This window comes from Pseudomonas sp. IB20, from assembly GCF_009707325.1.
Lineage (GTDB): Bacteria > Pseudomonadota > Gammaproteobacteria > Pseudomonadales > Pseudomonadaceae > Aquipseudomonas.
Map to the genome: position 1 here is coordinate 4,383,477 of NZ_CP046103.1, position 15,871 is coordinate 4,399,347.

The following is a 15,871-nucleotide window of genomic DNA, read 5'->3' on the forward strand; positions in this document are numbered from 1 at the left end:
TTCAGTCTATCTTTCTATCACATACCCAAATTTTTAAAGAACGATCTAATCAAAGACTAGAAATCAACATTCACCATCACTTCGATGGAATGCTCATTTCTAAGCTTTCAAAACTTTCAGAAGCAGTAGTGGTGGAGCCAAACGGGATCGAACCGTTGACCTCCTGCGTGCAAGGCAGGCGCTCTCCCAGCTGAGCTATGGCCCCGTATTTCTACAGGCGTTTCCCACACAAAATTGGTGGGTCTGGGCAGATTCGAACTGCCGACCTCACCCTTATCAGGGGTGCGCTCTAACCAACTGAGCTACAGACCCAATTTCGGGCTGCTTCTTATCGTCTTCTTCAATGAATCAAGCAATTCGTGTGGGAACTTATGGAGCAGCTGATGTCGTCGATTAAGGAGGTGATCCAGCCGCAGGTTCCCCTACGGCTACCTTGTTACGACTTCACCCCAGTCATGAATCACACCGTGGTAACCGTCCTCCCGAAGGTTAGACTAGCTACTTCTGGTGCAACCCACTCCCATGGTGTGACGGGCGGTGTGTACAAGGCCCGGGAACGTATTCACCGCGACATTCTGATTCGCGATTACTAGCGATTCCGACTTCACGCAGTCGAGTTGCAGACTGCGATCCGGACTACGATCGGTTTTGTGGGATTAGCTCCACCTCGCGGCTTGGCAACCCTCTGTACCGACCATTGTAGCACGTGTGTAGCCCAGGCCGTAAGGGCCATGATGACTTGACGTCATCCCCACCTTCCTCCGGTTTGTCACCGGCAGTCTCCTTAGAGTGCCCACCATTACGTGCTGGTAACTAAGGACAAGGGTTGCGCTCGTTACGGGACTTAACCCAACATCTCACGACACGAGCTGACGACAGCCATGCAGCACCTGTCTCAATGTTCCCGAAGGCACCAATCTATCTCTAGAAAGTTCATTGGATGTCAAGGCCTGGTAAGGTTCTTCGCGTTGCTTCGAATTAAACCACATGCTCCACCGCTTGTGCGGGCCCCCGTCAATTCATTTGAGTTTTAACCTTGCGGCCGTACTCCCCAGGCGGTCAACTTAATGCGTTAGCTGCGCCACTAAGAGCTCAAGGCTCCCAACGGCTAGTTGACATCGTTTACGGCGTGGACTACCAGGGTATCTAATCCTGTTTGCTCCCCACGCTTTCGCACCTCAGTGTCAGTATTGTCCAGGTGGTCGCCTTCGCCACTGGTGTTCCTTCCTATATCTACGCATTTCACCGCTACACAGGAAATTCCACCACCCTCTACCATACTCTAGTCAGTCAGTTTTGAATGCAGTTCCCAGGTTGAGCCCGGGGATTTCACATCCAACTTAACAAACCACCTACGCGCGCTTTACGCCCAGTAATTCCGATTAACGCTTGCACCCTCTGTATTACCGCGGCTGCTGGCACAGAGTTAGCCGGTGCTTATTCTGTCGGTAACGTCAAAACAATCACGTATTAGGTAACTGCTCTTCCTCCCAACTTAAAGTGCTTTACAATCCGAAGACCTTCTTCACACACGCGGCATGGCTGGATCAGGCTTTCGCCCATTGTCCAATATTCCCCACTGCTGCCTCCCGTAGGAGTCTGGACCGTGTCTCAGTTCCAGTGTGACTGATCATCCTCTCAGACCAGTTACGGATCGTAGCCTTGGTGAGCCATTACCTCACCAACTAGCTAATCCGACCTAGGCTCATCTGATAGCGCAAGGCCCGAAGGTCCCCTGCTTTCTCCCGTAGGACGTATGCGGTATTAGCGTCCGTTTCCGAACGTTATCCCCCACTACCAGGCAGATTCCTAGGCATTACTCACCCGTCCGCCGCTCTCAAGAGAAGCAAGCTTCTCTCTACCGCTCGACTTGCATGTGTTAGGCCTGCCGCCAGCGTTCAATCTGAGCCATGATCAAACTCTTCAGTTCAAACATCTTTGGGTTTTTAAGAAACCCTAAACTTGGCTCAGCAATCGTTGGTTACATCTTTGATTTCTCGCGGAGTAACTTGTGATGCTGATAATCTTGTTGACTATCAGTCTGACTCCACAAGCACCCACACGAATTGCTTGATTCAGTTGTTAAAGAGCTGTTGGTTAAGATCTTTCGTCTCAACCGAGGCGCGCATTCTACAGCAGCCTCATTTACTGTCAAGTGATTATTTTCAGAAGTCTTCGAAGATTTCTTCAACAACTTCAACCACTTGCGCCTCCGATCTCTCGTTAGCGGGAGGCGAATTCTACAGCGTTACACGCTGCTGTCAACACCTCTTTTTCTCCGCTTTCGACCGAGAAGATCGAAACGTTAATAGAGCCAAACAACACTGCTCTACCAACTCCTTCTGGGCTTCGATGAACTGAAGCAAGCCGCTGTCGAATTCTGCATAACTCTTTGTTTACCAAGGAGTTTTCCGTTTCGACTGCGCCGGAAGTGGGGCGAATTATAGACTTCCAGATTCTGCCGTCAACCCTTAATTACGCTTTTGTTGCAGAAAGTGGTTTTTTCGCGATAAGGCGGGGAATCCGGCGCATTACAGGCGGAATTCGCAGGATCAAAAGCAGTGCCCCTATAGTTGCATAGATAGCCCACTCCTTCAGATCGGCCCGCACGATCCACAACATATGCAGCAAACCGAGCCCAACAATCACATACACCAAGCGGTGCAGCTTTTTCCAACGGCTACCCAGCCGGCGCTGGCTATAGCGATTGGAGGTTACCGCCAGCACCAATAAGCAAAGGAAGCCCAGCGCGCCAACAATAATGTAAGGCCGCTTACGCAACTCCACCCCTAATTGCGACCAATCCAGCCCAAGGATAAATACGCAGTAAGCTGCCAAGTGCAAAACCACATACGCAAAACACCAGAGCCCCAGCTGTCTGCGAACGGCAATCCACCCTGCCCACCCGCTCAGCTTCTGCAGCGGCGTCATGCCCAGCGTAATAAGCAACAGAATTAACGTACCAAGCCCCAACCGATCCATCAGCACTTTGCCTGGATCAGGTCCGAGAACAGAACTCCACGCCTCATACAGCCAGAAAAATGGCCACACCGCAGCAGCTATAAAGACGCCAATGCGCCAGATCGGATACCGCATCAGTAGTTCTTCCGCAAATCGAGGTCGGTATAAAGAGAGGCAACCTCATCCGAGTAGCCGTTGAACATTTGCGTCTCGCGCACATTCGGACTGAACAAACCACTCGGCAAGCGACGCTCCCGCGCCTGAGTCCAGCGAGGATGATCGACCGTAGGGTTCACGTTTGCGTAGAACCCATACTCATCCGCAGCAATACTTTGCCAAGTGGTTTTGGGCTGTTCACTCACCAGGCTGATCCGCACAATGGATTTCACACTTTTAAAGCCATACTTCCACGGCACCACCAAACGCAACGGCGCGCCATTCTGGTTAGGCAGTTCCCGCCCATACATGCCCACCGCAAGGATCGCTAAAGGATTCATCGCCTCGTCCAGACGCAACCCTTCTACATAGGGCCAGTCAATCAAGCCAAAACTCGAGCGTTGGCCCGGCATGCTTTTGGGGTCCTGCAGGGTTTCAAAGCGGATGTACTTGGCCTTGGAGGTCGGCTCAACCTGCTTGAGCAAGGCCGAGATCGGAAAGCCCATCCATGGAATGACCATCGACCACGCCTCAACACAGCGCAAACGGTAGATCCGCTCTTCCAACTGGTAAGGCTTCATGAAGTCTTCCAAGGCATAGCGCCCAGGCTTCGCAACCTCCCCATCGATTACAACACTCCACGGCTCGGTCTTGAGTGAACCGGCATTCGTCGCCGGGTCGCCCTTGCCTGTACCGAACTCATAGAAGTTGTTGTAGTGGGTCGCGTCCTTGAAAGGCGTGATGGCCTCGTCCTTCACGGTAACCGCCTGCCATTTAGTACTTGGCAATTTCTCGGCAAACCAGTTCGGCGCCTTGCCCGGCTCAACATCGGCATAACGCGCAGCATTGTCGGCATTGGCCCAGCGCGGCAAGGTGCTGGCAGCCACTCCGGCAAGCGCACCACCGAGCAGGCTGCGGCGAGAGAGATAGAAAGATTCAGGCGTGACATCCGATTCGTGACAATCGGACGCTTTGGGGATCTTGATTAACATGGCAACTCCGCAGCTTTGGAGGACTGATGCACCAATAGACTGCGGAGTATGGGGAACATTACATTAAGACAATGTTTTGTCGCGGCGCAGATGCAGCAGGTACTGAATCGGCCCCGAAGCGGCGTAGACCAGGAACGCCAGCAGCAGGATACGCGGCGGATCGCTGAAGACGACCGCGAACACCAGCACCACCACCAGGATAGCCACGAAAGGCACGCGCCCCTTGAGGTCGAACTCCTTGAAGCTGTTGTACTTGATGTTGCTGACCATCAGCATGCCGGCGGCCGCAACCATCAAAGCCACCAGGAACGACATCTTCGAACCCTGGATGCCGTAGTCACTGAATGCCCAGACAATACCGGCCACTACGCCCGCAGCCGCCGGGCTGGCAAGGCCAATGAAGTAACGCTTGTCGGCAGTGCCTACCTGGGTGTTGAAGCGTGCCAGACGCAAAGCGGCACCGGCGACATAGATGAAGGCGACCATCCAGCCGACCTTGCCCATATCACCCAGTGCCCACGCAAACGCCAGCAGTGCAGGCGCAACACCGAAGGCAACCATGTCCGACAGCGAGTCGTACTCGGCGCCGAAGGCACTCTGCGTATTGGTCATGCGCGCCACGCGACCATCAAGGCCGTCGAGCACCATGGCCACGAAAATCGCGATGGCAGCAAAGCCGAAATACTTGCTGGCACTCGCCGCATCACCCGCCGCCAACGCGCTTTGAGCGCTCATGGAGTTGATGATGGAATAGAACCCGGCAAACAGATTTGCCGTGGTGAACAGGTTGGGCAGAAGATAGATGCCACGATGCCGGACCTTGCGACCTTCCGCATCGTGCCCTTCCTCGACATGCTCATCGATCGGCAGCAGGCTTTCGGCGTCAGAGGCCTGGTGTGGCTCTTCGGGACGTTCGCTCATGGACTTTACCTTGCAACGGTGTGAAAAAAATTCGACAAATACTTGCGGCGAGTGTTCGCCCGCAAACGATGCAGCTTTATACCAGAACCCGCCCCTTAAACGAAAAAACGCGGCCTAAGCCGCGTTTTCTCTTGATGCATACGACTTAGTTTTTGGCTTTGTCGACGATCTTGTTGGCACCGATCCACGGCATCATGGAGCGCAGTTGCTCGCCGATGATCTCGATACCGTGTGCGGCGTTGTTACGACGCTTGGCGGTCATCGAAGGGTAGCCGGTTGCGCCTTCGCTGATGAACATTTTGGCGTACTCGCCGTCCTGAATACGTTTCAGGGCGTTGCGCATAGCCTGACGGGACTCGGCGTTGATCACTTCCGGGCCGGTCACGTACTCGCCGTATTCGGCGTTGTTGGAGATCGAGTAGTTCATGTTGGCGATACCGCCTTCGTACATGAGGTCAACGATCAGCTTCAGTTCGTGCAGGCATTCGAAGTAGGCCATTTCCGGCGCGTAGCCAGCTTCAACCAGGGTTTCGAAACCGGCTTTAACCAGTTCAACGGTACCGCCGCACAGAACGGCTTGTTCGCCGAACAGGTCGGTTTCGGTCTCGTCCTTGAAGGTGGTTTCGATGATGCCGGTACGACCGCCACCCACGCCAGCGGCGTAGGACAGTGCAACGTTTTTGGCATTGCCCGAAGCGTCCTGGTAGATCGCGATCAGGTCAGGAATACCGCCGCCTTTGACGAACTCGGAACGCACGGTGTGGCCCGGCGCTTTCGGCGCGATCATGATCACGTCGAGGTCAGCACGCGGCACAACCTGGTTGTAGTGAATCGCGAAGCCGTGGGAGAAGGCCAGGGTGGCGCCCTTCTTGATGTTCGGCTCGATTTCGTTCTTGTACAGCGCGGATTGGAATTCGTCCGGGGTCAGGATCATGACCAGGTCGGCAGCAGCCACGGCGGAAGCAACGTCAGTCACTTTCAGGCCATGGGCTTCAGCCTTGGCAACAGTGGCCGAGCCTTTGCGCAGGCCAACAGTCACGTCAACGCCGGAGTCTTTCAGGTTGCACGCTTGAGCGTGGCCCTGGGAACCGTAGCCGATGATGGCGACTTTTTTGCCCTGGATGATCGACAGGTCACAATCTTTTTCGTAATAAACTTTCATGAGGTTCCTCTATATATCCAGGCCCTTAGGCCATTCACTAATTGGGTTAGATGCTGAGTACTTTGTCGCCACGAGCAATCCCGGTGACACCACTGCGTACAGTTTCCAGAATCGAGGCCGTCCCGATCGACTGGATGAAGCTGTCCAGCTTGTCGCTCGTACCGGTCAGTTGAACGGTATAAACGCTGGCGCTCACATCGACGATCTGCCCGCGATAAATGTCAGTCGTGCGTTTGATCTCGGCACGTTGGGCACCCGTGGCCTTGACCTTGACCAGCATCAGCTCGCGCTCGATGTGGGCACTTTCCGACAGGTCGACCAGCTTGACCACTTCGATCAGCTTGTTGAGGTTCTTGGTGATCTGCTCGATCACCTCATCATGGCCCACGGTGGTCAACGTCAGGCGCGACAGGGTCGGGTCTTCGGTTGGGGCCACGGTCAGGCTTTCGATGTTGTAGTTGCGTTGCGAAAACAGGCCGACAACACGAGACAGAGCGCCGGGTTCGTTCTCCAGAAGCAGGGAGATAATGTGCCGCATGATTAAGTACGCTCCGTCTTGTTCAGCCACATGTCGCGCATCGAGCCGTCTTTGATCTGCATCGGGTAGACGTGCTCGCTGGTGTCCACTTGAATATCGAGGAACACCAGGCGGTCCTTCATGGCGAACGCCTCTTCCATCTTCGGCTTCAGATCTTTCAAATCAGTGATGCGAATGCCGACGTGGCCATAGGCTTCAACCAACTTGACGAAATCCGGCAGCGATTCCATGTAGGAATGGGAGTGGCGGCTACCGTAGCTCATGTCCTGCCACTGACGAACCATGCCCAACACGCCGTTGTTCAGGCAGACGATCTTCACCGGAAGGCCGTACTGCAAGCACGTCGACAGCTCCTGGATGTTCATCTGGATGCTGCCTTCACCGGTGACACACGCAACGTCGGTGTCCGGGAAGCTCAGCTTCACACCCATGGCCGCAGGGAAACCAAAGCCCATCGTGCCCAGGCCACCGGAGTTGATCCAGCGGTTAGGCTTGTCGAACGTGTAGTACTGCGCGGCAAACATCTGGTGCTGGCCCACGTCGGAGGTCACAAAGGCGTCGCCCTTGGTCACTTCGCACAGGGTCTCGATCACGGTTTGTGGCTTGATGATGCTGCCGTCGCCCTTGTCGTAAGGGAACAGGCCGCGGTCACCGCGCCATTCGTCGATCTGCTTCCACCAGCTGGCAACGGATTCCTTGTTCGGCGTCTCGCCGATGTCCTTCAGCGCTGCAACCATTTCGGTCAACACGCTTTCAACAGGACCCACGATCGGCACGTCGGCCTTGATGGTCTTGGAGATGGACGCCGGGTCGATGTCGATGTGGATGATCTTGGCATTCGGGCAGAACTTGCTCGCGCCGTTGATCACGCGGTCATCAAACCGCGCGCCCACCGCCAGGATCACGTCGGCGTGGTGCATGGCCAGGTTGGCGGTGTAGCTGCCGTGCATGCCAAGCATGCCGACGAACTGACGGTCGGTGCCCGGGAATGCGCCGAGGCCCATTAAGGTGTTGGTGACCGGCAGGTTGAGCAGTTTGGCCAATTCGGTCAACGGTGCGGAACCGCCACCCAGAATCACGCCACCGCCCGAGTACAGCACTGGGCGTTTGGCCGCCAGGAGCATTTCTGCCGCCTTGCGGATTTGCCCCGAGTGCCCACGAACGGCCGGGCTGTAGGAACGCAGCTTGGCTTTCTTCGGGAAGATGTATTCGAATTTCTCGGCCGGGTTGGTCATGTCTTTCGGGATATCTACGACTACAGGGCCCGGGCGACCGGACTGTGCGAGGTAGAACGCCTTTTTCATGACTTCTGGGATTTCCGACGCATGCTTGATCATGAAGCTGTGTTTCACGATCGGCCGGGAGATACCGATCATGTCGGTTTCCTGGAATGCATCGGTCCCCACCATGGTGCTTGCGACCTGGCCGGAAATGATCACCATCGGGATGGAGTCCATATAAGCAGTCGCGATGCCGGTAATGGCATTGGTTGCGCCTGGGCCGGAGGTTACCAGTACCACGCCGGCTTTACCGGTGGCACGGGCGTAGCCGTCAGCCATATGGGTAGCAGCTTGTTCGTGGCGAACCAGGATGTGGGTAACAGCCGGTTCCTTGAACAGTGCGTCGTAGACATGCAGCAGAGCACCACCTGGGTACCCGTAGATATAGTCGACGCCTTCGTCACGCAAAAAGCGGACGAGCATCTCACCGCCAGATAAAAGCTCCACGTTGTTCACCTCTAAAACGCCAGAATACCGTCCGTTAAAAACCGACGGGTCTTAATAGGTTTACTTCTCAACAGAGCATGAGCGACGGTGGTCGCCGACTACGTCAGCACTGACTGAGCAAGTATTGGGATCGTCCCAAGTGTTGCGGGCTTTTCCCACCCAGCGCGAGGTAACGCGTTGCGGGTGTTACAGGTCGGCGCGGATGTGCGCCTCATGATCTGCTGAGCGGGCCTGCTTCTGGCAGTCCCGATACAGCGGACTTTGGATTCTTCTGTTTCAGCCCCTTCAAGTCAAGCAATAATTGCGCTTTTTTCCAACTAAGCGCATGAGAACGTATAAGAAAGAGGCTTGAGGAGGGATAAAACTCGCCTGAATGTCGTCAAGCGGTAGAAATGTGCGCAAGACTGCCGGAAAAACCGGCAGTCAGGCAATTAACGAGCGTCGACGATCAGTTGGTCGAACTTTTTCAGCGCATTGCGCAAGCCAAGGCTCTCCAGCGGCCGATCGGCGTAAACCATCTCCGCCATTTCCATGATCCCCGATGCATTGGGCAATGGCAGATCCTGCTCGAGGATCTGCTTCATGCGCACCAGGAAGATCCATTGCAGCCATTGATGGAAATCCAGGGTGTCGACCGAAAACGGTTCGACACTGCTGAGCGCTTCGACGCTGGGGGACGCCTCGTCCCACCAGCCCTGTACACGCAATTCGCGCTCAATCAGCAACAACTGTTCGGCAATCGCTGGGAAACGCACATCCATCAGAGGCTGACCTTGGCTTTTTGCCGTGCTTGAGCGGCGCCGGCAGCATCGCCTTGTGCGGCGCGCGCGTCACCAATCAAGGCCCACAAGTTGGCTTGCAGGTCTGGTCGGCCGTTGGCCAGGCTCAGGCCACGTCGTGCGAACTGTTCGGCTTGCGGCGCATCGCCCTGGGCCATGCGCACCTGGGCGAGGCGATACAACACTTGCGGCTCGCGCGGTGCCACGCGCTGGGCACGCTCCAGACTCGACGACGCACCATTCAAGTCGCCACCGGACTGCTGCTGTTGAGCAGTGGTCAGCAAGGCCAATACCGGCCCGTCCAACTGCTCGTCGGCCGACAGGCCACCAGCACTGGACGACGACGGAATACCGCTTGGCGTCGACGGCATGTTGTAGGTGCCTTGATTGACCGGCGCCGTCTGGATCGGCGCGGCATCAACCGGCCCCGACGTGCTTGGCCCTGGAGTCCACGGCTCGGCACTGATCGGCGCCGAGGTCGCAGCGCCAGCGCCCGGCACCATCACCACCACACCCGAATCCTGCGCAATGGTTTGAGCGGCAGCTTGGGCTGGACGCTTGACCACGGTCTGGCGGAAACCACCGTTGGCCGAGATGCGATCGTTATTCGAGACGGCCGTGCTCGAGTCCACTACGGGAATTGAGCCGCGTTGCACGCTTGAGCAACCGCTGAGCACCGCTAGAGCTGTAATAGCTGTAATCAACCACTTGTTCACTTGAAACCCTCTTTGCTTAATTCATCCAGCCCTTGACCCAATCCATCACCGAGTCCGCGTCAGCGGGGGCACTGCCACCGCATGCGGCTCCGGGTGGTGGCTCGCTGCCGCGAATATACGGCATCTGCACCGCGCCCGGACAGTTGGCATCGGAGCCCTGCCCCGTATGCGGATCAATCCAGGCCTGCACGATGTTGTCCGGCTGCGGCATGTTCAACGGTAGCGGGTCGGCCTTGCGCATGAAACTGGTCCAGACCTGCAGCGCACCGGTCGCACCGGTGAACGGCGTCTTGCCATTATCGTCACGGCCCAACCACACCACCGCCAGCACGTCCTGGCCGAAGCCGGCGAACCAGCTGTCACGCGAATCGTTACTGGTACCGGTTTTGCCCGCCAGCGTCAGGTTCGACGGCAGCACGCTGTAGACCGAGCGCCCGGTGCCTTCGCGCATCACGCGCTGCATGGCGTTCTGGATCAGGTAGATGGAGCCCGCATCGAAGCGTTGCTGAATCTGGAACGGGTAACGCTTGAGCGGCTCGCCTTCGGCGGTCAGCACACTGCGAATGCCGCGCATCGGTGTATTGAAGCCACCGTTGGCGAGGGTCTGGTACATCGTTGCCACTTCCATCGGCGTCATGGCGCCAGCGCCGAGCAGAATCGACGGGAAGGCCGGAAACTCACGAGTGACACCCAGGCGCGCGATGGTTTTCAACACATTCGGCACCCCCACTTCCAGCCCCAGGCGTGAGGTGGAAATGTTGTAGGAGTGCGCAATCCCCTGGTACAGGAACACCGTACCGTGGGAGCGTCGATCAAAGTTCTGCGGCGTCCACACCTGGCCATTGGCACCTTTGACCGACAGTGGGTCATCCGAGAGCCAACTGGTCAGGGTGTATTTGCTCGGTTTTTCCAGGGCCGTGAGGTAAACCGCCGGCTTGACCAGCGAGCCAATCGGCCGCACGGCATCCAGCGCACGGTTGAAACCGGCAAAGCTGGCTTGGCGACTGCCGATCATGGCCTGCACTTCACCGGTTTCCGGGTTGGTCACGACCATGGCAGCTTCGACTTCATCGGAGCCTTTACGGCCGGTCAGGCGCTTGAAGGTGTCGCTCACCGACGCTTCGGCTTTCATCTGAAGAATCGGGTCGAAGCTGGTGAAGATCCGCAGGCCCTCTTCGGTCAAGTCTTCGTCGCGGTAGTCTTCACGCAGTTGACGTTTGACCAAGTCGATAAAGCCTGGGAACGAGCTGTCGGCCAGCTTGCCGCGGGTGGTTACACCCAGTGGCATTTTCTTCGCCGCCGCGACTTGTTCAGCGGTGGCTACGCCCTGCTGCTCCAGCACATCCAGCACCAGATTACGGCGCTCAAGCGCACGCTCCGGGTTGCGACGCGGGTTGTAGTAGGACGGCCCTTTGACCATGCCCACCAGCAATGCGACCTGATGCAGCTTCAATTCGGACAATGGCTGGCCAAAGAAGAACTGACTGGCCAAGCCAAAACCGTGCACGGCGCGCTGGCCATCCTGACCGACGAACACCTCGTTGAGGTACGCCTCGAGGATTTCCTGCTTGCTGTAATGCAGCTCCAGCAACATCGCCATCATGGCTTCAGTGAGCTTACGCGTCAGGCTGCGCTCGTTGGTCAGGTAGAAGTTCTTAACCAATTGCTGCGTCAGCGTACTGCCGCCCTGAGTCATCTTACCGCCGGAGGTGTTGACCCAAATCGCGCGGGCAATCGACTTCGGCGACACGCCCCAGTGACTGTAGAAATCGCGGTCTTCCACGGCAACCAGGGTTTCGAGCAGATATGGCGGCACCTGATCGAGCTTGATCAGGATGCGATCTTCAAGGTTCTTCGGGTAAATACCGCCGATCAGCAGCGGCTCGAGGCGCACCACGGGCAACTTCGAGCCATTGAGCGACGACAGCTCGGCGACGTAATCACCAGAGAAACGCACACGCACTGGCTGGGCTTTTTCCAGGCCTTCATAGAACTGGAAGCCACGGGTGTTCAGGTCGACGGTATTGCCGCTGACCGCTGCGGCGCCCGGGCCGTTGCTCACAGCTTCGCGGCGGTAGCCCAGCGCATCGAGCTCGGTCAGGAAGTCTTCCTTGCTCAGCTTCTGGCCGCTGAACAGTTCCAGCGGGCGTGCATACACCTTGGCCGGAATGGTCCAGCGCTTGCCGGAAAACTTCTCCTGGACCACGGCATCGAGGTACACCGCGAAGCCAGCGAGCACCACAAGGCCCACTAGGCTGAGCTTGAGCGCCCAGCCGAGCCACGGGCGCAGGCCGCGCGAAGGAGGTTTTTTACGGGAACGGGGAGATCGGGTTCGAGTCATGGCGGCGGATTATACGCACTTTATTGATGATCAACATGAGCCGGACAGCGGTTTGCACGACCAGCTGTAACAGCCATAATGCCCGCCATGATTTCCCCCCGACTTTGAAGGATCGCCCGTGAGCCAGTCCCTGATCGCTGCCCTGCAAAACCCGGCTTTATATCCCCATCCGGTTGAAGCGTTTCAAGTTATCGAGACCCATATTTCCTGGGTCATCCTGACTGGCCCCTTCGCTTATAAATTGAAGAAACCGATGAACTTCGGCTTCCTGGATTTCACCCAGCTCAAGGATCGAGGCCACTTCTGCAACGAAGAGCTGCGCCTCAACCAGCGCCTGACTGAAGATTTGTATCTTGAAGTGTTGCCGATTACCGGCACTGCCGAAGCTCCGCAATTGGGCGGCGACGGCCCGGCGATCGAGTACGCGCTGAAAATGCGCCAGTTCCCGCAAAGCCAACTGCTCAGCACCCTGCAAGCCAATGGTGAACTGACCAGCGCGCACATTGATGAAATGGCCACGCAGATCGCACATTTCCATCTCACCGCGCCTAAGGTTCCCCAGGAGCACCCGGCCGGCACGCCGGACGAGGTGATGGCGCCAGTACGTCAGAACTTCGAGCAGATCCGCCCCTTCCTCAGCGACAAGGCTGACCTGGCACAACTGGAAGCCCTGCAAGCCTGGGCTGAAAGCAGCTTCGAGCGCCTCAAGCCACTGCTGGCACAGCGCAAACTGGAAGGCTTCACTCGCGAATGCCACGGCGATATCCACTTGGGCAACGCCACGCTGATCGACGGCCAAGTAGTGATCTTCGACTGCATCGAGTTCAACGAACCGTTCCGATTTACCGATGTATGGGCCGACACCGGCTTCTTGGCGATGGACTTGGAAGACCGGGGCCTCAAATCCCTGGCACGCCGTTTTATCAGCCAGTACTTGGAATTGACCGGCGACTACCAAGGCCTCGAAGTGCTGAACTTCTATAAAGCCTACCGCGCGTTGGTACGCGCCAAGGTTGCGCTGTTCAGCATGCCGAGCGAAGCCAGCCCGGTGCAACGCGCCACCACGCTGCGCCAGTACCGCAACTATGCCAACCTGGCGGAAAGCTACAGCACCATTCCTTCGCGCTTCCTCGCAATTACCCACGGTGTATCGGCAGTCGGCAAAAGCCACGTTGCCATGCGCCTGGTAGAAGCGCTGGGCGCTGTGCGCCTGCGTTCGGATGTAGAGCGCAAGCGCCTGTTTGGCGAGCAGCAGGTGGAGAACACGCCACAGGCCGGCATATACGCTGCCGACGCCAGCGCTGCTACCTATGCACGCTTGAACGAAATCGCCGAAACGGTCTTGCGCGCCGGCTACCCAGTCGCGCTGGATGCCACCTTCCTGAAACGCGAACAGCGCGACGCCGCCGCCAAGGTTGCTGAAGCCACCGGCGCGCCTTTCCTGATCCTGGATTGCAACGCACCACAAGCCGTTATCGCCAGCTGGCTGGCACAGCGTCAGGCGGATAAAAACGACCCGTCCGACGCGACGCTGACCGTCATCGAAGAGCAACAGGCCAATCGCGACCCGCTGACAGCCGAAGAGCTGCTGCTCAGCAAGCGTGTAGAGACCAATGAAAGCGGAACCTTGGATGCTCTGGTGGCGCATATTCGCCAGCGCCTGCCAGGCCTGTAAGAAATATTTCTTGGTCGTGTCACCGATCTACGGTGCACGACCGAGAAATAGTGGCACTATAATGGCGTCATAATTCCAACAGGAGTCGCCGTCATGAGTCACCCCAAGCTTCTTGATACCCCGCTCTACGCGCTCCTGCACAAGGACGACATTCGAGGTTTCAACCAGGAACGCCCTAAAGACGGGATCATCGACATGCGCGGTGGTGACTTCCGAGGGCTGGACCTGCGCGACCTGAACGCCGGTGGTGTCGATTTCACCGACGCCTACTTCCGTTCTGCCGACCTGCGCGGCCTGGACTTGCGCGACTGCTCGCTGGAAGGCGCCAGCCTGGCCCATGCACAGATTTCCGGCACTTACTTCCCCGCTGAACTGACTGCCGACGAGATCCTCATGTCGGTCAATTTCGGCACTCGCCTGCGCTACCGCACCAAGTGACGCCACCTACCGACCCCGGCTACGCATCCTGCGTGCCGGGTGATTCGCGCCTGCCTACCGCAAATCCTCCTAGCTATTCTTATAAGCTTTTCAGCCCTTCCTGACCAAAGAACCACGCTTTTCCTACTGAGCGCTACACTCCTTTTCAGGCTTGCCTGGTCACGATACCCACCGCACCATTCGGCCGTCGCAAGGAGGCTTGATGAACGATGAGCTGCAACACCTGAAAAACCTGGGCAAGACGTCGGCGCAGTGGCTGCATGCGGTGGGCATCCACAGCGCGTCCGACTTGCGCCGCCTGGGAGCGGTTGATGCCTACCGGGCCGTGAGAACTCGCGGGTTCCGAGCATCGAAAGTACTGCTGTATGCAATTGAAGGCGCGTTGATGGATGTGCACTGGAACGACATTTCTGCGGAGCGAAAGGAAGCACTGAACCGTCAGTTGGATGCCCTTTCAACGCGTCAGAAGAATTAGTTCGGCGACCAAACCCAATGTTTACGAGCCTTGCGAACACGTGATTGAGAAAACCAGCAGGATGCACAAAAACAAATGTTGACTCTCAAATGAGAATCGTTATGATTATCACAACTGGTCGCGAGATCAGCCGATAACTGAAAGACCATTGGTTCGGACTCTCAGATTATCTCCTCATCAGGCTAATCACGGTTATTTGACCCGGCTCTTGCCGGGTCTTTTTTACCTATAGAAAGCTGCCTGTAAAAAGCTGCCTGTAAAAAGCTGCCGACAGAAAGCGCGCCTCAGCGCGCAATCAGCCTTGAGCGGCTCAGGTCGCAACACCTCTGCGGGTGTATCCAAGGCATGTGGACGCCCATCCTCCAGCAACAGAATGCGGTCACAGTAGCGAGCCGCCAGGTTCAGGTCATGAAGGATCACCAAGACTGCCGCGCCTCGATCGGCGAAGCTGCGGATGGCCTGCAAGGTCGTGTGCTGGTGCAACGGGTCAAGCATCGACGTTGGCTCATCCAACAGTAACGTCTGGCCCGCCTCCCCCGGCCATAACTGCGCGAGCACCCGCGCCAGGTGCACACGTTGGCGCTCGCCGCCAGACAACGCTAAGTAGCTGCGACCACTCAAGTGCCCGACATCCGCCGCGTGCAACGCTGCATTGATGATCTCGTCGTCACGCACTCGCCCGGTCTGATGCGGCAAACGCCCCATGCCAACGACCTCTTCAACCCGAAAGGCAAAATCCAGGGTCGACGTTTGCGGCAATACCGCCAGCCGCTGGGCACGCTGCGAACCCCTCCAGTTCTTCAACTCGTGCTGGTCCAGCCACACCTTGCCCTGGTCCGGATGCAGCTCACCGCACAACGCGCCGAGCAATGTACTTTTGCCAGCACCATTGGGCCCCAGCACGCCGAGCACTTCGCCCGGCAACAGGTCCAGGCTGACATCAGCCAACACAGTCTTGCGACCGCGCCGGATCTGCAGCGCTTCCACTCG

The 15,871-nt window shown here is 57.2% G+C and carries 13 protein-coding genes, 2 tRNA genes and 1 rRNA gene; 3 read left to right on the forward strand and 13 right to left on the reverse strand.

Translation table 11 applies throughout. From position 1 onward, the window contains the following. Positions 1–129: 129 nt before the first annotated feature. The 12 genes from GJU48_RS20435 to mrcB form a co-directional block, all read right to left on the reverse strand. Positions 130–205: transfer RNA gene (locus GJU48_RS20435), tRNA-Ala, on the reverse strand. A gap of 30 nt (positions 206–235) precedes the next feature. Next, positions 236–312, reverse strand: a tRNA-Ile gene (locus GJU48_RS20440). 82 nt (positions 313–394) lie between these two features. Beyond that, positions 395–1,930: ribosomal RNA gene (locus tag GJU48_RS20445) — 16S ribosomal RNA — on the reverse strand. A gap of 545 nt (positions 1,931–2,475) precedes the next feature. After that, positions 2,476–3,096 (reverse strand): protein-methionine-sulfoxide reductase heme-binding subunit MsrQ, encoded by a 621-nt coding sequence (gene msrQ / locus GJU48_RS20450; RefSeq protein WP_094950162.1) that lies wholly within the window; start codon positions 3,094–3,096, stop codon positions 2,476–2,478. Then, on the reverse strand, positions 3,096–4,109 hold the full coding sequence (msrP, locus tag GJU48_RS20455; protein ID WP_094950163.1) for a protein-methionine-sulfoxide reductase catalytic subunit MsrP: 1,014 nt from the start codon (positions 4,107–4,109) through the stop codon (positions 3,096–3,098). Before msrP ends, msrQ begins: the two co-directional genes overlap by 1 nt. Before the next feature lie 63 nt (positions 4,110–4,172). Then, positions 4,173–5,030 (reverse strand): CDP-diacylglycerol--serine O-phosphatidyltransferase, encoded by an 858-nt coding sequence (pssA, locus tag GJU48_RS20460; RefSeq protein WP_094950164.1) that lies wholly within the window; start codon positions 5,028–5,030, stop codon positions 4,173–4,175. 145 nt (positions 5,031–5,175) lie between these two features. Further along, positions 5,176–6,192, reverse strand: a complete 1,017-nt coding sequence (gene ilvC, locus GJU48_RS20465; protein WP_007948647.1) for a ketol-acid reductoisomerase — start codon at positions 6,190–6,192, stop codon at positions 5,176–5,178. A 46-nt stretch (positions 6,193–6,238) separates the two neighbouring features. Beyond that, positions 6,239–6,730: an acetolactate synthase small subunit gene (ilvN, locus tag GJU48_RS20470; RefSeq protein WP_003176102.1), complete on the reverse strand. Its 492-nt coding sequence runs from the start codon at positions 6,728–6,730 to the stop codon at positions 6,239–6,241. Between the two features lie 2 nt (positions 6,731–6,732). Further along, entirely contained in the window at positions 6,733–8,457 is a 1,725-nt protein-coding gene (locus tag GJU48_RS20475) for an acetolactate synthase 3 large subunit (RefSeq protein WP_094950231.1), read from the reverse strand. Between the two features lie 431 nt (positions 8,458–8,888). Beyond that, a complete protein-coding gene (locus tag GJU48_RS20480) occupies positions 8,889–9,218 on the reverse strand; it encodes a YqcC family protein (RefSeq protein WP_094950165.1) in 330 nt (109 codons plus the stop codon). Next, positions 9,218–9,952, reverse strand: coding sequence for a tetratricopeptide repeat protein (locus GJU48_RS20485; RefSeq protein ID WP_094950166.1), 735 nt, complete (start codon positions 9,950–9,952; stop codon positions 9,218–9,220). Before GJU48_RS20485 ends, GJU48_RS20480 begins: the two co-directional genes overlap by 1 nt. 16 nt (positions 9,953–9,968) lie before the next feature. Beyond that, complete coding sequence (mrcB, locus tag GJU48_RS20490; protein ID WP_094950167.1) at positions 9,969–12,293, reverse strand: penicillin-binding protein 1B; 2,325 nt, start codon at positions 12,291–12,293, stop codon at positions 9,969–9,971. A gap of 118 nt (positions 12,294–12,411) precedes the next feature. Here mrcB and GJU48_RS20495 point away from each other — a divergent pair, with 118 nt between their 5' ends. From GJU48_RS20495 to GJU48_RS20505, 3 genes are all read left to right on the forward strand, one after another. Further along, positions 12,412–13,968: a bifunctional aminoglycoside phosphotransferase/ATP-binding protein gene (locus GJU48_RS20495; protein ID WP_094950168.1), complete on the forward strand. Its 1,557-nt coding sequence runs from the start codon at positions 12,412–12,414 to the stop codon at positions 13,966–13,968. Positions 13,969–14,061: 93 nt separating this feature from the next. After that, positions 14,062–14,406 carry a pentapeptide repeat-containing protein gene (locus tag GJU48_RS20500; RefSeq protein ID WP_094950169.1) on the forward strand — a complete coding sequence of 115 codons (345 nt, stop codon included), beginning with the start codon at positions 14,062–14,064 and terminating at the stop codon, positions 14,404–14,406. A 202-nt stretch (positions 14,407–14,608) separates the two neighbouring features. Next, positions 14,609–14,881: a TfoX/Sxy family protein gene (locus GJU48_RS20505; RefSeq protein ID WP_094950170.1), complete on the forward strand. Its 273-nt coding sequence runs from the start codon at positions 14,609–14,611 to the stop codon at positions 14,879–14,881. 222 nt (positions 14,882–15,103) lie between these two features. Here GJU48_RS20505 and GJU48_RS20510 read toward each other — a convergent pair whose 3' ends face one another. After that, positions 15,104–15,868, reverse strand: coding sequence for a heme ABC transporter ATP-binding protein (locus GJU48_RS20510; protein WP_452603461.1), 765 nt, complete (start codon positions 15,866–15,868; stop codon positions 15,104–15,106). Positions 15,869–15,871: the final 3 nt, after the last annotated feature.